The organism is Nocardia sp. CNY236 (genome assembly GCF_000482385.1).
Taxonomy (GTDB): domain Bacteria; phylum Actinomycetota; class Actinomycetes; order Mycobacteriales; family Mycobacteriaceae; genus Nocardia.
In genome coordinates this window covers 13,489-31,455 of sequence record NZ_AXVD01000001.1, presented here as the reverse complement: position 1 = coordinate 31,455, position 17,967 = coordinate 13,489, and the positions used below count along the sequence as shown (strand labels likewise).

Genomic DNA, 17,967 nt, shown 5'->3' with positions numbered 1-17,967 from the left:
GCAGGACGTGCTCGCTGCAGTCAGCCGACCGGCGCCGGTTCCCGTTCGTCGTCGAGTTCCTTGTCGTCCATCCGGCGGTTGCGCAGGACGCTGGTGATGAACGCCGCCCCGATGAAGGCGACCCCGACCAGGCCGGTGATGATCTCGTCGACGTGTACACCGATCGACATGAGCAGAATCACCGCCAGTGCGCCGATCGCCCAGTGCGCGCCGTGCTCCAGATAGATGTACTCCGACAGTGTGCCCCTGCGCACCAGGTACACCGTGATCGACCGGACGAACATGGCGCCGATCAACCCGAGACCCAGCGCGATGATGATCGGATCGGAGGTGATGGCGAATGCGCCGATCACGCCGTCGAACGAGAACGACGCGTCGAGTACTTCCAGGTAGAGGAACAGGAAGAAACCTGCTTTCCCGGTCGCTTTCGCCAATTCGGATGGACCATCGGTGTCGGCTTCGGTGTGGAACATCGAACCGAGGCCATCGACCGCGATATAGGTGATCATGCCCAGCAGTCCGCCGACGAGAACGGTTGCACGGTGGGCGTCATCGGCGACGAATTCCGCCGTGAGGATCAGGCCGGTACCACCGACCACCACCGAGAGCATGTCGAGCTTGCCGGCCTTGGCCAGTGGCCGCTCCAGCCAACTCAACCAGGTGATTTCACGGTCTTCGAAGACGAAGTTGAGGAACAACAGCGCCAAGAACATACCGCCGAACGAAGCGATCTGCGGGTGCGCGTCGGTCAGCAGCTTCTCATAGCTCGGGCTGCCGTCCGGGAAGGTCAGCGCATCGTTCGGGGGTGGGTTGAGCGCGAGATCGAACGCTCGTACCGGGTCCAACCCGGCGGTGATCCACACGATGGCGAGTGGGAAGACCAGGCGCATGCCGAAAACGGCGATCAGGACGCCGATGGTGAGGAATATCCGCTGCCAGAACGCACTCATTCGTTCCAAGACAGTGGCGTTGATCACAGCGTTGTCGAACGAGAGCGATACCTCGAGGATGCCGAGGATCGCAACGAGCGCGAGTGCAGTCGCTCCACCGTACAGGGTCGCGATGACCAGTGAGGCGGCCGTGACGAGGAGGGACATGCCGAATATGCGCAGGACCACGCTGGGGCCTTTCCTGAAGTGAAATGAGTCGGCAAGGGTTTCCACACCAGCGTGGCTGCTGAACAGCCGGATGTCCAACACGTTCCGGACTCGCCCGATCGCCGGAGCATATACGCCGAGAGCCCGCTGCCGGGCTCCCCGCGCACAGCGGTGTGATCGTCAGACGTTCACGCCGTAGTCACGCGCGATGCCAGCCAAACCGGAGGCGTACCCCTGGCCGACCGCGCGGAACTTCCACTCCTGGCCGTTGCGATACAACTCGCCGAAGACCATGGCGGTCTCGGTCGATGCGTCCTCGCTGAGGTCGTAGCGAGCCAGTTCTTCGCCACTGCTGCGGTCCACGACGCGAATGTACGCATTGCGGACCTGGCCGAACGACTGCGAGCGAGAGTCGGCCTCATAGATCGAGACCGGGAAGAAGACACTCTCGATCGTCGGCGGAGTGTTGGCCAGGTCGACATTGATCACTTCGTCGTCGCCTTCACCTTCACCGGTGAGATTGTCACCGGCGTGTTCGATCGTTCCTTCGGGTGAACGGAGGTTGTTGAAGAACACGAAGTGCTGATCGGACACGACTTTCTTGTCCGCGCCGGTCGCGATGGCACTGGCATCGAGGTCGAAATCGGTGCCGGTGGTCGTCCGCACATCCCATCCGAGACCGACCGAAACTGCGGTCAGGTTAGGCGCCGCCTTGGTCAGCGAGACATTGCCGCCTTTGGACAAACTGACACCCATGCGGGGTTCCCTTTCGATAGTCCGTTGTTGGTCCCCAGCATGTCCGAATCGCCGGGTACGCCATACGACAGTAGTAGGTTTCCGCTGACTTGCGTAGGAACTGGCGCAGCGGTCGCCGAACAGGATGGATCTCCTACCATCGGGGCGTGGCGCGTGGAAGACGTGGATGGTTCCGACCTCGGGGAAACGGCAGGTGGATCGAGCAAGCTCGCACGGCGCTGGCTGCAGCCTTCCTCGACCTGGACAGACGCCAGAGCGCGGCCGAGGCAGCGGTGAATGCCGCCGACCAGGTATATCCGCAGTGGGGAACGGGCGCGCAGTGGGAACCCATACGTGACAGATGTTACAGCGCGGCGGGCGTCTACCTTGCACTGAGCGAGGAACTGGAGACCGGACAGCGCGAGGGCACCTCGATTCCGCACGGGCAGCGCCGCGTCGCCGACACGATCGCGCAGCTGACCGACGCGGCCCGCGCGGTGGACGAGTTCTATCGTGACCACCGGACTCGACTCGACGAGGCGGCAGCCGTGCACGGTGCGCTACCACGGCTCATGCTGGAAGCGAAGGTTGCTGCTGCGCAGGTCCGCGGCCCAGCCGCCGAATCGCCATTCGTAAACTATCCTTCGGTTCACGATGCTGCAGCCGCGGTGGATGCGGCGATGGTCACGCTGGAATCGGTGGGTTCCGACGCCGGGGCGGACAGCGTGCACGCGGCGGTGCGTGGCCTCCAGACGGCGACCACAGCATTGAGGGATGCGTTGGAGCAGGCTCCATCTCGGGCCAGCGAGGCGAACGTGGCCATCGGTTCGGTGACGATTCGAATTACCGCCGTTCGGAACAAGGCCGCCGAGATCGCGCCGGCCTTCTCCGCGTTGCTGCGTGAGTTCAATGCTGCGAGTTCGGCTGATCTGGTCGACAATGAGCGGGAAAGCCAGCAGGCCATCGAGTCTGCGAACGCGGACCTCGACAGGGCGTTGGCGGCAGCCGCGGAGAACAACCCGGAGCGTGCACTCGAGCTGACCACATCCGCGCGTCGGTCCCTCACCGAGGCCGAACAGAAGATCGTCGCTGTCACCAAGCGGCTCACGCTACTTCGTGAGATCGAGTCCGGCTCGCAAGAACCGGCCGAGGACGTACGATTCCGGCTGCGGCATGCGCAAATGCTCGCCGTGAGCCGTGGGCTGGTCGGCGAATGGGGTTCGGTGCTCGACGCACAGGCTGCCCGCATCGACCGGATCGGAGAGACATTGTCGGGTCGACATCCCGACTACTGGGCCTATGTACGGGAGCTGGAAGCGATCACCGAGTTCATCGGCGGCGTAGTGGATCGAATGAGAAAACAACCAGGACCACGACGAGAATGAGAATGGGGCAACGATGACCGCGGGCATCGCCGTCCAGCAGGAGGTATCCCTGCGGAAGCAACTGCCGCTACGCCACTTCCGGCAGCTACACGGTCCCGAGGTGCGGCGCTTGTTCCACCAGCAGCCGGAACCGTTCGGCGACGACCACTCCGACCGAGAGTCGCTCGCGATCGGACTGGGAGCGACGTTGTACGCGCCCGCCACCAGAACCGACCTCGCATCGACGATCCGCAAGCGCGCTCTGCACGGCGTGTGTTCGATGGTGATCGACCTCGAGGATGCGGTCGCCGACCACGAGGTTGCGTATGCCAAACAGCAGACCGTCGCTGCGTTGGACATGCTCGCGATGAGCCCCGACGCCAATCCGCTGTTGTTCGTGCGGGTGCGTGATGCGGATACGATCACCGAGCTCCTCGACCAGGTCGGCCCGGGCATCGAGGCGTTGACCGGGTTCGTCTTCCCGAAGTTCGACAGCGTGTCCGGACCGCGGTATCTGCATGCCCTGCGTGCGGCCGCGCAGCGGGTGAACCGACCGTTGTACGGGATGCCGGTGCTGGAGTCGCCTGTGCTGGTACACCGGGAAACCCGGGACCACGAGCTGACGCGGATCGCGGCATTGCTGGCCGCGCATCGAGAACGGGTTCTCGCGGTACGCGTGGGCGCGACCGATATGTGCTCGACCTTCGGTATTCGCCGTGATCGCGATCTCACGATCTACGACGTGCGCGTGGTTGCCGACGTGATCGCCGATATCGTGAACTACCTGGGCCGCGCCGATGGTACGGGCTTCGTCATCACCGGGCCGGTGTGGGAGTACTTCGCCGATCACGAGCGGATGTTCCGTCCGCTGTTGCGCACCGCGCCCTTCGCCGAGTCCGACGCCGTCCCGTTCCGGCAGTATCTCGTCAGTCGAGATCTGGATGGGTTGTTGCGCGAGATCTCCCTGGATCGGGCCAATGGCATCCAAGGCAAGACGGTGATTCATCCATCGCACGTGGCCGCGGTGCACGCACTGTCGGTCGTGACGCATGAAGAGTACTCGGACGCATTGGATATCCTGCGGGCCGACGTCGGGGGCGTAGCAGCCTCCGGTTACCGGAACAAGATGAACGAGATGCGGCCGCATCGCAGCTGGGCGCGGCAGACTCTGCTGCGCGCCCGTGTCTTCGGTGTGGCGAACAAGGGAGTGTCTTTCGTGGATCTGCTGACCGCATTGGTTACCGAATGAAGCAGCGTGCAACCGAGCGTGAACACAGTGAAAAACCCTGGGCAACAAGAAATCTTGGCATAGATCTGTGTCATGACCCGGAAGCGCTCCACGATGCGACCGAATCGCACTCGGATCGCTTCTCGGTGCGGACCCTCGTGCAGCCGGGGATTCGGCACAACAATCCGCGTCGAGCTCATCTGTTGGTGTCCACCGTGCTGGGCAAGCACCTGCCCACCGATCCGCGCCTGGTACTCGGCGCGGGAGAACGCCTCGGCGATCTCGTGCGGGAAACGCTCGGTCGGCGGGATGCGGTGGTGCTCGGATTCGCGGAAACCGCGACCGGATTGGGCCACTGCGTCGCGGAGCGGATCGGCGCGAGCTGCTACCTGCATTCGACCCGACGTGAGGTGCCACACGCGCAGACGCTTGCCGGGTTCGAGGAGGGGCACTCGCACGCCACCTCGCACCTGTTACAGCCGACACCGGCCGACATCTTCGTCAACGATCTGCCGTTGGTGCTGGTCGACGATGAAATCTCCACCGGTGCGACGATGATCGACGCGATTCGGGCGCTGCACGCCTTCTCGCCGCGCGCTCACTACATCCTGGCATCGTTGGTCGACTTGCGTGACGCAGCCGACCGTAGGCGTTTCGCCGCCGCCGCGGCAGCGCTCGACGTTCGTATCGACACGGTGTGTCTGGCTACCGGTCGGGCGTCGTTGCCCGATGGGTTGATCGACGCGGTCAGCGCCTTGCCTGCGCCCCGGCTCAATCCGGTTGCCGGGCATCCCGGTGGGTTCGATCGTATGGAACTACCCTGGCCGGCCGCGGTGCCGGAAGGCGGCCGGCATGGGATGCTCGCATCCGATGCCACTGCGTTCGAAGCGGCGTTGGCGGCTGCGGCCGCCGCATTGACCACGCGATTGGACGCCGGTTTCACGGACCGTCCCGTAATCGTGCTCGGGCACGAAGAGTTGATGTACCTCCCCTTGAGGTTGGCGGCATTGCTCGCCGACACCGGAACGGCGACCCGCTTCCAAACCACTACGCGCTCGCCCGCGTACGTGCTGGACGAGCCCGGGTATCCGCTGCGACGTGGGTTCCGTTTCGTTGCTCCGGAGCCGGGCGACGTGGCGCCGCGGTTCTTGTACAACGCGCGGTGGCCCGACGAGATGCCCGATGCGGTCTGCCGTGCCACGGGTGCGGCAGCCGCGCGGCCGACGGCCGATCCGGTGCTCGTCGTCGTGGTCGACTCGCCTGCCGACACCACGGAGCTGATGGCCGAGGGTGGGTTGATCGACGTGTTGACCTCCTCCGGTGCCGACGTCTTGCTCGCAGTGCTGCGGGAGGCCGACCCACGCCGGTTGCACGACCACCGAATCTCGGCGCCGGATGCCGGGGTCGGGAGTCGACGGTGACGGGTGCGACAGTGCGGGTGCTACCGGCGCCGTTGCACGGTCCGGAGTTCGGATCGTATGCAGCCGACGACGTTTCCTGGCTGTTGAAGAACCTGTCGGACGTCGCGCTCGAAGCCGACGTCGCCGAGCGGGAGCGGAAGATCCAGGCCGGTGCCGCGCACTATGCGGAGTCCCTGCCGATCGAGTACCAGCCCGACGCGTCGTACCGGGCGTTGTTCGACGACGTGCTCGTGGCCAGCGCCGAGCGTCTTGCGCTCGCGGTGGCGACGGTGTCGGAACTCGTCGTCGCCGAACGGGGCGAGGACATCGTCCTGGTATCGCTCGCGCGGGCGGGCACGCCGATCGGCATCCTGATGCGCCGCTGGCTGCAGGCGCGGCGACCGAGCCTCATGGTGCCGCACTATGCGGTGTCCATCGTGCGAGATCGTGGCATCGACGGGGTTGCTCTGGAATACCTGGCCCAACACCACGATCCGGACACCATCGTTTTCGTGGACGGATGGACCGGCAAGGGCGCGATAGCCCGGGAGTTGGCCGCAGCGTTGGACGACTATCGCGCAGCGGGTGGTCCACGATTCGACAGCGATTTGGCGGTGCTGGCCGATCCAGGGCACTGCGTGCGAACCTATGGAACACGAGACGACTTCCTGATCGCCTCGGCCTGTCTCAATTCGACCGTATCCGGTTTGATTTCGCGCACTGTGCTGAACGAGGCGTTGATCGGCATCGAGGACTTCCACGGGGCCAAGTTCTATCGTGAGCTGGCCGACGACGATGTGTCCAAGCACTTTCTCGACACCGTGAGCGAGGCGTTCGGCGCGGTGCGCGAACGGGTCGACGCCCAGGTCGCGGCAGTTCGGGCGAGTGATCGTACGCCGACGTGGACCGGGTGGGCGTCGGTGGAGGAAGTACGGCGCCAGTACGGCATCAGCAGCGTCAACTTCGTGAAACCCGGAGTCGGGGAGACCACTCGCGTGCTGCTGCGGCGGGTGCCGTGGCGGGTGCTGCTGCGCGAGGCCGACGCACCCGAGCACGCCCATATCCGCATGCTTGCCGCTGCGCGAGGAGTTCCGCTGGAGGTCGTCGGCGACCTGGCCTACTCGTGTATGGGCCTGATCAAGGACGTGCACCGGTGAATTCGCTTCGGACGGTGCGACGAAGACACGCCCTGATCGCGACCGATCTGGACCGGACCATGATCTATTCGCACGACGCTGCTGGTAGCGAGTCGGTATCGACAGTCTGTGTCGAGAACCTCGATGGGGCGCCCTTGTCGTTCATGACGACCACCGCGGCGCAGCGGATGCGTGCCCTGGCCGAACAGGCGGCGATCGTTCCCACGACCACCCGCACGATCCAACAGTTCGGCCGCATTCGACTGCCCGGTGCGCCGTGGCGCTACGCTATCACCAGCAACGGGGGAAACATCCTGGTCGACGGAGTTCCCGACTCCAGGTGGCGCATCGCAATCGACGCAGCAGTGCGCGTCGGCGGCGCCACGCTGGCGGAAGTGAGCAGGCGACTGCGTGCCCGCATCGACGACTCGTGGGTGAAGAAATTCCGGACGGCCGACCATTTGTTCTGCTACCTGGTAGTGGAGCCGCAGTCCGTTCCGGAAGGATTTCTTGTCGAATGGGACGCGTGGTGTCGGTCCCGTGGCTGGTCGGCGTCCCAGCAGGGACGCAAGATCTACACCATGCCGGACGCGGTCTGTAAGAGTCGAGCCGTCGCGGAGGTCCGTGCGCGTCTGCGCAGCAGCGGTGAACTCGGCGCGCAGGCACGAACACTGGCTGCAGGCGATGGTGCTCTCGACGCCGAGATGCTGTGTGCCGCCGATTCCGCCATCCGCCCGCGTCACGGCGAACTCGAACACCTTGCCTGGAGACACCCCACTGTCACGGTCACCCGTGCCGCCGGCATCCTCGCGGGCGAAGAAATCCTCGACTGGTTCCACGCAGCGGCGGCGCAGTAGTCAACGGCAGTGACGAGCCAACGGCAGTGACGAGCCAACGGCAGTGACGAGCCAACGGCAGTGACGAGCCAACGGCAGTGACGAGCCAACGGCAGTGACGAGCCAACACGCAGTAATGAAAACGCCAGCGCACCGACGTCGGACCGTCGGCGCGCTGGCAGTTCACCGTATGCCCGGTGTCCTCCGCTCAGCTGCCGTCACGCAGCGATATCAACCCGCCGGTCGCGCCGAGGTAGGCCGTTCCGTCGGGGCCGAGGGCGATGCCCGCGTAGTTGTTGTTGAAGCCGAAGCCGGTGCCGGACAGCTGCTTCCACACCATCTCGCCGGTGCGGAAATCGAGGGCGGTCCAGTACCAGGGGTCACTGATCTGGGTGCCCTTGGTGTAGGTGTAGATCAATCCGGTCGCCAACGACAGTTTCGGCACCACGGTCGGTCCGGCCTCCACCGTGTTGGTCCACACCAGATGGCATCCGTTGCCGTCGTCGTCGATATCGACGCGAGCGAAGCCCGGCGTGGTGGTCTGGCCCAGTGTCGTCGAAGCGGGGTTGGCGTAGCCGTAGTTGTTTTCCACGATGAGCGAGCGTCCCGCGCCGATCAGCGAATTCTCGGTGCCGCTGCGGCCGGGCTCGAACACCGGCACCGAGCACACCTGCCGCTCGGCGGCATCGGGTGCAGTGCGGTAGACGACGACGTTCATCGGGTCGGCATTGTCGGTGATGGCGACATAGCCGTTGGGCAGGATGGTGGGTGTGGTGCCGGTGCCGTCATCCACCTGGCCGGGCTTGTGCTGGCCGCTGTTGGCGTAGGTGGCTTGCCACGTGATCTGCGGCTCACCCTCGGGACCGGCATCGAACCGGACCAACTGCCGGTTGGTGGCGATGTAGACGTCGCCTTCCACGCCGACCGCGAACGAGTTCTCGATCTGGTTTTCCGAGCCGGCGCCGAGTCGGGTGACCTGCACCGCACCGGTTTCGGGATTCAGGGTGCCTATCAGGCCATTGGTCCTACCGACGAACCAGATGAGGCCGTTGGAGTCCGGCAGCGCGGAGTTCAACGCCTCCCCCGGCTGCAGCACGCCGCTCAGATCGTAGTCGCGCTCGAGCACGAATCCGTCGGCGGCGGGGGTCTGCGCGAACACCTGGATATGGCCGGTGTTGGTGCCGATCACTGCGCGATCCTCGTTGTCGAGGTAGAAGTACGCACCGCCGCCGAAGTCGGTCAACGCACCGGGCTTGATCAGGTCGATCGCGTTCAGGCCCTCCAGCTCGTGTTTGCCGAGGACCGTCATGGTTTCCGGGTCGATCAGATACAGGCCTGGATTGAGCCCGGGGCAGGTGGCGACGATACGGCCGGCGCTGTCGAACGCGATCGACGCACACTCGCTGAGCAACCGCAGCGAGTTGGTTTGCGGTGAGTGTCCGAGCGGGCCGGGGCGGGTGTAGGTGTCGCTCATCCACCCGTCGCCGTGAATGCCCGAGTTACCGTTCGGAGCCAGATACGGGTGCTGCGGGATCGGCGGAACACCCGTGATCGGGTTGGCGGTCGCAGGTGTACCGATGAACTGCGGAACGTCGGGCCCAGCAGGACCCTGGTCGATCGGCGCCGCCTGGACGGGCGCCGCCGCCACGGCCAGCGCCGCCGCCAACAGCGGTAGGCGAAGGAATCGGGATCGGAGGACATGTAGCACACGGGCAGGGTATCCATCGGCAGCGCGGCCCGAATCCCCCATACGAGTGATTACACGTGCCCGGGCGCGCCGATTCGGCGCCGCGGCGGGTAAGGAAGACAGTCCACATCGATCCGCATGCCAGGCGATCTTCGCCACCTCCTCGTCGAGTACTGCTGTCACTGGTTTTGTTGCGCGCCCAACTGCTGCGCAATCGCCTCCTGCAATCGTTGGAGGCCGCCGGTGGTCATGCCGCTGTGGACCTGGGCCTCGATGGTCCGCACCAGCACCGAGTCGTCGAGAATCTTCTCGCTCGACTGAATCAATACGGTTCCTTTGCCGGTGAAGTCGAACTGACGTTCTTCACCCGAGCCGACCCCCATCTGCGCCGCGCCCGCGGCCAGGAACCCGGAGATCCACCTGTGATCGTAGTGATGGCTCGGCGACGGACAGTCCGCCCAGCCGACCAACGATTCCGGATCGACCCGCAGGGGAGGCTCGGCGAACATGACCGGCCCGTTGGACGAGGCGAGGAATGTACCGGTCCCGATCAGAGTGAGGAACCCGGGCACGATCGACTGATTCAGCGACAGTTCCGGCTCGAAGGCCAGCAGGTTCGCCGCGCGGATGGTGAGGTTTCCGTTGTCTTCGAGTTCGAAGGAATTGACCTCGTAACCGCGGTCGCCGATGATCAGCATGCCGCTGCCCTCCGCGACGACATAGTCACCGGTGAACAGCGGCGCGGAGAATTGCTGTGACACCATGTGCAGCAGGCTGTCGTGCAACCCGTGGGTGAGTGTTCGGAAGCTCATGTCGCCGTAGTAGGCGATCATCGCGCCTTTGCGCATGAACCAGGGCTTGTTCAGGTCGACACAGTAAGCGTAGCTGTTTCCCGGGACGTGGTCGCTGGAGCCGAAAGTGTTGGGGTCGATGATCTGGGACATGTTCACAACTTCTCTTCGGAGGCCTGGACATAGACGACACCTTGTCCGACACAGTGCAACTGCAATGCCTCGCCGGACCCGCGGCCGACGGCATCTCGCCAGCTCAGCGCGGCCTTCACTTCGGTCCGTACGTCGCCGTAGGCAGCGACGAAGGCTTGTGGGTCCACCACGACCGGGTTCGGTCCGCCGACCGGAAGCTCCAGAAATCCCCCGTGGCCGAGCAGCACCGCCGCGCCCGAGCCCGACAATTGGGTGGTGAACATACCCTGGCCGGTCAATGCACCGGAGGCGGCTCCGCGCAGTGTGCCCATCAGTCCGCCGCCTCGGGCCGGTGAACTCGTCACCGAGGTCACCGCACTCTGCAATCCTGCGGTGCGCGCCAGCAGACGCGACGCCTCTACACGCAGTGTGGCTTCGGGTTCCATGTGCACCACGTGCACGTCCAATCCGGCGAACCCGTAGTGCACCTGCCCGCTACCATGCGCGAGCATGGTGCGCTCGTACTCTCCTGCCATCGCGCGCCCGGCTTGTCGCAGCAGTCCGCTCGTGGCGCCCGTCGGGGCGCCCGGAATCTCGTGTGGTGCAAAGGAAACGTCGCCGGTGTAGAACAACATGGCGCCCGCGCGGGCCACGACGCCGCCAGCCGCTCCGACGTCTATGGTGACGACCTTGTCGTTGACTGCCTCGAACATCGGGTCCTACCGTTCCGCCGGCTGAATCGACACCACACCCTGACCTTCCCAGCGCAGGGAGAACGCCTCCTCCGCGCCCTGGCCGACGACAGTGCGCCACGAGACATCGGTGACGAACGATTGGCGCAGATCCCCTTGTGCGGCGACGAATGCGTCCGGGTCGACCACCAGGGGACACTGCGGGGAAACTGCCAGATGGATGAGCGGTCCACCCGCGGAGAGCAACGCGACTCGACCGTGCCCGGAGACGGTCGTGGTGAACAGCCCCTGACCGGTGGATGCACCGCGCAAACCGGCGAAACGCACGTCGGTGCGCAGATTTCCGGCAATGGCGAGTAGTTGGCGCGACTCCACCTGCAGTGTTCGATCGTCGATGTCGATCACCGTGACATGCTGGCCGTCGACGGCGAAGAAGACCCGACCATGTCCGGAGCACTCCATCAGCGACAGCTTCTCCCCGGTAGCCCGCCGTTTCAGTCCAGCCAGAACGCCGTCGCCCGCGCCGAACCCAGCTGCTTTGAACTGCACGTCCCCTTCGTAGGCGATCATCGAGCCCGCGAGTGCGCGCAGGCTGGTTCCGGATAGACGAGCCTCGACCACTTTCTTGGATTGCTCGAACAATTGCGCCATGGGGTATGTGCCTACCGGTTCGACGGACGTGAGGGGATCGCATGTTCCGAAGGTGTCCGGCCACCCTAGCCGATCCGCGCGTGGGTGTCGGTGTGTCGCGGTTGCTCGGTGCAAGCCGTGCGCAGTGCATTTCTCGTAGAGTGTCAGGTGAACGCACCGACAAGCGAAGGGTCCGAACTTGTCCGCAACACTTGCCAAAGGCCAGAACGGTCCGCTGGCCGCCAACGACGTGGTGATTTCCGTCCAGCTCACGGCACCGGCGGATCTGTCGGCGCTATTGGTCACCGAGCGGGGCAAGGTCCGTTCCGATGCGGACTTCGTGTTCTTCAACCAGCCATCCGGACCCGGTGTGAGTCTACAACCCGCCCCGGCCGGACAGCCCGCGGTGCTGGCGGTGTCGTTGCCTGCAGTGCCCGCCGAAATCGACCAGATCCGTGCAGTGATCACGTTGGATGATTCGACCAGCTCTTTCGGTCGGTTCCCGTCCCCGACCGCGCTGGTGTCGGACGCGGCGGGTAATCAGCTGTACCAGTACCGGATCGACGGACTGGATACCGAGTCCATCGTCATTGCACTGGAACTGTACCGGCGCCAAGGTGCATGGAAGGTGCGTGCGGTGGGTCAGGGCTATGCGGGTGGTTTCGCTGCGCTGGTCACCGATCATGGGGTCACTGTCGACGACACCCCGGCATCGGCGGCGCAACCGACCTCCCCGCCGCAGCAGCAGGCGCCGCAATACGCGCCTCCCGGCGCGGGCTATCCACCGCCTCCGCCTGCCCAGGGTTTCGCGCCGCCTCCGCCCGCCCAGGGCTTTGCGCCGCCTCCGCCTGCCCAGGGCTTTGCGCCGCCTCCGCCTGCCCAGGGCTTTGCGCCGCCTCCGCCTGCCCAGGGTTTCGCGCCGCCTCCGCCTGCCCAGGGTTTCGCGCCGCCACCTGGACCAGGCCAGGCGACACCTGGTCAGCCCTCACCCGGGCAGCAGCCCGCGGCCGAGGTCAGCCTGAGCAAGGACCGCCCGGTCAGCCTGAGCAAGGGCCAGCGAGTGACGCTCCAGAAAGAAGGGTCCGCCCTGACCTTCGTCAAAATGGGCCTGGGGTGGGACCCGGTGGCCAATCGTGGCTTCTTCGGCAGTCGTACGGTCGACATCGACCTCGATGCATCGGTCATCATGTTCGCCGAGGCGAATCCAGTGGATTTCGCCTACTACGGCCAACTGACCTCGAAAGACGGTTCCATTCGCCACCAGGGCGACAACCTCACCGGCGAGGGTGAGGGAGACGACGAGGTGATTCTGGTCGACCTGACCCGGGTTCCCCCGCAGGTGACCACGTTGCTGTTCATCGTGACCTCCTACAAGGGGCACACCTTCGAACAGGTGCAGAATGCGTTCTGCCGCTTGGTCGATGGCGCCAACAATGGCGAATTGGCCCGCTACACATTGGCCGGTGGTATGCCGTTCACCGCGATGGCGATGTCGAAGATCTATCGGGTGGGCGGCGCCTGGAAGCTGCAGGCGCTCGGCGAGGGTTTCCAGGCCAAGCATCCCGGTGAGGCAGTCCCGCAACTGGGCCGATTCCTCGGCAACGGTTGATCGGCGGCGAACAGCAGGCAGACTCCGCTGTTCGGCTCATGTTCTGCGCACGTCCACTCTGCGTGGCCGCACGAGCGGCGGCAGCCAGGCAGGCGTTCGATCCGGCAGATGATCGATGATGCCGCCGCTCGGGTCGTCCACGTGGTTGCGACGCACCAGGTCGTGCTCGGGTCGATAGATCTGGCGCACCACCAGGGCGCACAGCCCCACCACCGCCAGATCACGCAGGATCACCGTGGCGGTGAACCATTGCTCGGGTAGGCCTTGACCGCTGTCCTGCAACTCACGGTAGTAGAACATCCGTGGCACCCAGACCAGCGCGTCGATCGTCATCCAGGCCAGCAGCAGGCGACGGTGCGGCAGCGCGAGCACCGCGAGCGGTACCAGCCACAGTGAATACTGTGGGCTCCACACCTTGTTCGTGAGCAGGAAGACCGCGACTACGAGAAAGCACAACTGGGCGAGGCGGGGTCGTCGCGGTGCGGTGAGGCCGATGCCGCCGATGAGCACGCACGCCGCGGCGAACACTGCCAGTGAGATGGCGTTCAAGATCACCGGTGATTGCCCGTGGCCGAGCACGCCATCGAAGCCGGACCAGCCGGTGAACGAGGAGATCACATTGTAGAGCGAGTCCGGGTCCGCAGGCCGGGTGGTATTGAGGCGGAAGAACTCGTGCCATCCCTGCGGATACAGCACTGCGATGGGCAGGTTCACCGCCACCCAGGTCGTCAGCGCAGCGGCAACGCTCACGGTCGCGGCGCCGAGCGGGCGGGCATTGCGGAACCGGATGCGGGCGGGTGTCTCACGCACCCATGTCGACGCGGCCGACCAGCAGTCGATGTCGCGCATTCGTAGCCCGTGGTAGCGACCCACCGGGGGTGCTTCGGCGCGTAGGCACAGCACGATGATGGGTCCCAGTAGCAGCAGAGGATAGAGTTTTGCCGCGCCGCCGAGGCCGAGCAGAACTCCGGCAAGGACAGGCCGACGCCGAGCCCAGGCGAGCAGCCCAGCGGCGGCGAATGCCGTTGCGAGTGTGTCGAAATTCGTGAACGCGTGCACGATCACCAGGGGCGAGCAAGCGATCAGCGCTGCGTCCCAGACGCGGCGCCCTGCCAGCAACGCCGAGGCCCACACGGTGATCAGCCAGGCAACGCTCAGGCCGAGCGCAACGACATTGAAGTAGATGACCACTTGTAGTGCGCCGGGCAGCCCCGATGCGTCCCAGCTCTTGGCGATTCGCATCGCCAGGTACTGGTACAGACCCGAGAGCACGGGATACTCCATATACCGTGTCTCTTGGCCGCCGTCCGGAGTCGGCTGGGTCCACTGTTTCTTGTACGGGAAAGCGCCCTCGTCGAGCCGTTCCGCGCCATAGAGCGGCACGGTGTCCGAATAGCACAGCGCCACATACTGGCGACCGTTGCTCCAATCGAGGGTGAGGGCGCCGTCGGCATTCGTGGTCTGCTGGATGCAGCCCGCTTTGCCGAACCAACCCAGCGCGAGAAACACGACCGAGAACGCCAGGAGGACCCGTATCGGCGTCCAGAACCGCGATCTCCCGATCAGGGCATGGTTGCCAACTGGTCCGCCGATGACCGTGGACAATTGAGCGGCCAAGGAATCGTTGCGGCTGGGCCGATCTCGGGCGTCTGCCGAACGCAGATCCGGGGCGAGTGCGGCGGGGGCGGTGTAATACGCCCTCGCCGCCCGTGCTTCGGCTGCGCCGGTGTCCGGCGACCGTTGCGTTCGTGGCTCCGCCACCTGCTGATCGGTCACAGCAGTCGAGGCTACCGGCCCTGAGGAGCCGGGATTTCGGTTGTTTCGGCGCGATAGCCGCTCTCGCCGTAATCCGACCCGTCATAGTCCGAGTCACCGTTGCCTGGCGCGGAGTACGCATTGTCCGACGGGGCGACCGGTTGGCCGGGTAGCGGGCCGGGGTCGTCGGGCTGGTTCTGTTGCGTACGCTGCGGAGGGCGCTGCTGCTGTGGACGCGGCTGAATGCCGGGAACGGGAATCCTGAGTCCCCCTGGCAGGATGATCTCCGCCTGCGTCGGATTGATCACAACCGGTGGCAGGAATCGGGCATCGTCCGTGGTGGGCGGCGGGGTGTAGGGGGCCGACCACGGGGGGACGCCGGCCTGGCCCGCGATCGCCGCAGGCTTGGGGAAGGTTTCCTTGGAGGTCCCCCGCAGCGCGCCGTCCATGGTTGCCTTCCAGATATCGGAGGGCAAGCCCGAGCCATAGATCATGCTGCCGTTGTAGTTGCGCAGCGGTGAATTGTCGATGCTGCCCACCCACACCGCGGTCGACAGCGAGGGGGTGTAGCCGACCATCCACGCGTCCTTGTTCTCGCCGGTGTCGCCCAACTGTGCAGTACCGGTCTTCGCCGCGGATTCGCGTCCGCCGGCCAATCCATGGTTGCGCGACCACGCCGCGATCGGTTTCATCGCGGCGGTGACGTTGTCGGCCACCGCGGCCGATACGCGTTGTTCGCCGGACACCTCACCTCGGTCGAACAGGACCTGACCGTCGGCAGTGAGCACCTTCGATACGAAATGCGGTTCATAGTAGGTCCCGGAGGCCGCCAATGTTGCGTAGGCGGAGGCCATGTCGAGTGGTCGAGACTGGTATTGGCCCAGCACGATGCCATTGTTCGGGCCGGCGCCGTTCGGCTCGGTCAATGTTTTGCCCACTCCTGGAAGTTCTTCCGGGATGCCGAGGCGGTGCCCCATGTCCGCGATCTTCTGTGGACCGTTCTGCATATCGATCTGCATCCGATAGAAGCTGGTGTTCAGCGAGCGCTTCAGGGCTTCGGCAATGGTACACATGCCGCATTGCTCACCCTCGACATTGGTGATCTCGACCCCGTGCACACGCAGTGGCGAGCTGTCGTACAACTGGGACAACGGGATTCCCTGCTCCAGATTCGCTGCCAAGCCGATCGACTTGAACGAGGACCCGGTCTGCAGGGCAGCATTGGCGAAATCATAGCCTTGGCCGTTGGTGCCGCCGAAGTATGCGCGCACCGCGCCCGAGCGTGGATCCACCGATACCACGGCGGTGCGCAGCTGTTCGGGTTCACCTTCCATCTTGCCGATCGCCGCGTCGACGGCTGCTTGCTGGGCCGTGGGGTCGATCGTAGTGATGATCTGCAGGCCTGCGGTGTTGACCTGTTGCTCGCTGATGCCGGCCGCGCTGATCTCCTTCAACACCTGTGTCTTGATCAGCCCTTCTGGTCCGGAATCCAACTCCTTGTCCGTGGTCGACGCCAGCGGGATCACGGGGGGGTATTGCAGGCCCTGGCGCTCGGCATCGCTCAGATTGCCGCCAGCGACCATGCCGTCGAGGACATAGTTCCACCTGTTGGTTGCGCCCTCGGGGTTGCTCTCCGGGTCCAACAGCGAGGGTTGTTGAATCGTGGCTGCGAGCATCGCGCCCTCGGAGACGTTCAACTCTTCCACCGACTTGCCGAAATACGACGTGGCCGCGGCGTCGATGCCGTACGCACCGCGACCGAAGTAGATGGTGTTCAAGTAGGCAGCGAGGATGTCGTCCTTGCTCCACTGGCGGGCCATCTTCACCGAGATGACCAGCTCGCGCCACTTGCGCACCAAGGAGTATTCGTCACCGACCACAGCGTTCTTCACATACTGCTGGGTGATCGTCGAGCCGCCGCCCGCGCTCGCCTTGCCGAGAATGTTGTCCCGGGCCGCACGTGTGAAGCCACGGAAGGAGAAGCCGGGGTTGGTATAGAAGTCTCGATCCTCGGCTGCGATCACTGCGTTACGCACATGCGGGGGGACCTGGTCGATGGTGACGTCGGTTCGGTTGCCTTCTGGCGGAATGATTTTGCTGAGCACCGTGCTGCCGTCGGCGGCCATGATGGTTGCCACTTGGTTGGTCTTCAGATCGCCCGGCTGTGGCACGGTCGTCGTGGAGTAGGCGAACGCAAAGACGCCCGAGGGCACCAGAACGGCCACGGCAACGAGGACGTACACGGTGCGGCGCACGAAGCGCCACCGCGACCTTCTCTTCTTCTTCGCAGGTCGCCGCTTGCCCGGTCCGTCCGAGCCGTCACCGCCGCCGCTGCGTCGCCGTGGTGGTGGGCCCGATGGCGAAGCGCTGGCGGTTCGCGTGCGTGCATCGGCAGTGGTGGGTTCGTCGCGGTCCACAGCTGGGCGCTCGGCGGTGGCTCCGCGTCGGTTGCGTTCGGCGACAGCCTCGGTCAACGAGCCGGGTCGCCGGGACTTTTGCGGTGCCCGGGAGCCGGGGACACCGCGGTCGGGCGACGTCTCACGACCAGGCGCGGCGGACCCGTCCTGCGGTATGGATTCGGGAGCGCGCCATCGTTGGTCGCCGCGCGGCTGCGCTGCGAACGGCCCACGGGGCGGTGGGCCGGGACGAGCGCCGGGTGGTGGGCCCGGCTGAGCGCCGGGTGGTGGGCCGCCGGGTCGGTTGCCGGGTGGTGGGCCGGGACGAGCGCCTGGCGGTGGACCAGGTCGGTTGCCGGGCGGTGGGTCGGGACGTCGATTCCGGCGTAGCGGGTCGGGAACTGGATGTGAACTCCGTGGAGGACGGTCGCCATGTGGTTCATCGCCGTAAGGGGAATTCACGGACTAGATCTCCATAA

15 protein-coding genes are annotated in these 17,967 nt (G+C 65.2%); 6 read left to right on the top strand and 9 right to left on the bottom strand.

What is annotated here, in order from left to right; all coding sequences use genetic code 11:
- Positions 1-20: 20 nt before the first annotated feature.
- Positions 21-1,118 carry a DUF475 domain-containing protein gene (locus K940_RS0100140; protein ID WP_028475848.1) on the bottom strand — a complete coding sequence of 366 codons (1,098 nt, stop codon included), beginning with the start codon at positions 1,116-1,118 and terminating at the stop codon, positions 21-23.
- Positions 1,119-1,277: 159 nt separating this feature from the next.
- Positions 1,278-1,853, bottom strand: a complete 576-nt coding sequence (locus tag K940_RS0100135) for a TerD family protein (RefSeq protein ID WP_028475847.1) — start codon at positions 1,851-1,853, stop codon at positions 1,278-1,280.
- Positions 1,854-1,999: 146 nt separating this feature from the next.
- Between K940_RS0100135 and K940_RS0100130 the strand changes: the two genes are divergently transcribed.
- From K940_RS0100130 to K940_RS0100110, 5 genes are read left to right on the top strand one after another with little or no spacing between them, the layout of a single operon-like run.
- Positions 2,000-3,217 (top strand): hypothetical protein, encoded by a 1,218-nt coding sequence (locus tag K940_RS0100130; protein ID WP_028475846.1) that lies wholly within the window; start codon positions 2,000-2,002, stop codon positions 3,215-3,217.
- A gap of 13 nt (positions 3,218-3,230) precedes the next feature.
- Entirely contained in the window at positions 3,231-4,445 is a 1,215-nt protein-coding gene (locus K940_RS0100125) for an HpcH/HpaI aldolase/citrate lyase family protein (RefSeq protein WP_028475845.1), read from the top strand.
- Positions 4,442-5,845 carry a phosphoribosyltransferase domain-containing protein gene (locus K940_RS26380; RefSeq protein ID WP_051406748.1) on the top strand — a complete coding sequence of 468 codons (1,404 nt, stop codon included), beginning with the start codon at positions 4,442-4,444 and terminating at the stop codon, positions 5,843-5,845. Before K940_RS0100125 ends, K940_RS26380 begins: the two co-directional genes overlap by 4 nt.
- Positions 5,842-6,981: a cysteine protease StiP family protein gene (locus K940_RS0100115; RefSeq protein ID WP_028475844.1), complete on the top strand. Its 1,140-nt coding sequence runs from the start codon at positions 5,842-5,844 to the stop codon at positions 6,979-6,981. The genes K940_RS26380 and K940_RS0100115 overlap by 4 nt, the downstream gene beginning before the upstream one ends.
- A gap of 59 nt (positions 6,982-7,040) precedes the next feature.
- Positions 7,041-7,817: an HAD family hydrolase gene (locus K940_RS0100110; RefSeq protein ID WP_051406782.1), complete on the top strand. Its 777-nt coding sequence runs from the start codon at positions 7,041-7,043 to the stop codon at positions 7,815-7,817.
- A gap of 187 nt (positions 7,818-8,004) precedes the next feature.
- On the opposite strand, the gene K940_RS0100105 is transcribed toward K940_RS0100110, so the two are convergent.
- The 4 genes from K940_RS0100105 to K940_RS0100090 all read right to left on the bottom strand — a co-directional run bounded on the left by K940_RS0100105 (position 8,005) and on the right by K940_RS0100090 (position 11,749).
- The gene (locus K940_RS0100105) at positions 8,005-9,504 is read right to left on the bottom strand and encodes a hypothetical protein (RefSeq protein WP_028475842.1); all 1,500 of its coding nucleotides are present in this window, start codon (positions 9,502-9,504) and stop codon (positions 8,005-8,007) included.
- Between the two features lie 158 nt (positions 9,505-9,662).
- A complete protein-coding gene (locus tag K940_RS0100100) occupies positions 9,663-10,427 on the bottom strand; it encodes an AIM24 family protein (protein ID WP_028475841.1) in 765 nt (254 codons plus the stop codon).
- A 2-nt stretch (positions 10,428-10,429) separates the two neighbouring features.
- Entirely contained in the window at positions 10,430-11,119 is a 690-nt protein-coding gene (locus K940_RS0100095; RefSeq protein WP_028475840.1) for an AIM24 family protein, read from the bottom strand.
- A gap of 6 nt (positions 11,120-11,125) precedes the next feature.
- A complete protein-coding gene (locus tag K940_RS0100090) occupies positions 11,126-11,749 on the bottom strand; it encodes an AIM24 family protein (protein ID WP_028475839.1) in 624 nt (207 codons plus the stop codon).
- Between the two features lie 178 nt (positions 11,750-11,927).
- Here K940_RS0100090 and K940_RS0100085 point away from each other — a divergent pair, with 178 nt between their 5' ends.
- Complete coding sequence (locus K940_RS0100085) at positions 11,928-13,337, top strand: TerD family protein (protein WP_028475838.1); 1,410 nt, start codon at positions 11,928-11,930, stop codon at positions 13,335-13,337.
- A 36-nt stretch (positions 13,338-13,373) separates the two neighbouring features.
- On the opposite strand, the gene K940_RS0100080 is transcribed toward K940_RS0100085, so the two are convergent.
- From K940_RS0100080 to K940_RS32780, 3 genes are read right to left on the bottom strand one after another with little or no spacing between them, the layout of a single operon-like run.
- Positions 13,374-15,113: a glycosyltransferase 87 family protein gene (locus tag K940_RS0100080; protein WP_028475837.1), complete on the bottom strand. Its 1,740-nt coding sequence runs from the start codon at positions 15,111-15,113 to the stop codon at positions 13,374-13,376.
- An 11-nt stretch (positions 15,114-15,124) separates the two neighbouring features.
- Positions 15,125-17,566, bottom strand: a complete 2,442-nt coding sequence (locus K940_RS26375; RefSeq protein ID WP_051406746.1) for a transglycosylase domain-containing protein — start codon at positions 17,564-17,566, stop codon at positions 15,125-15,127.
- Complete coding sequence (locus K940_RS32780; protein WP_036527009.1) at positions 17,563-17,931, bottom strand: hypothetical protein; 369 nt, start codon at positions 17,929-17,931, stop codon at positions 17,563-17,565. Before K940_RS32780 ends, K940_RS26375 begins: the two co-directional genes overlap by 4 nt.
- Between the last annotated feature and the right edge of the window lie 36 nt (positions 17,932-17,967).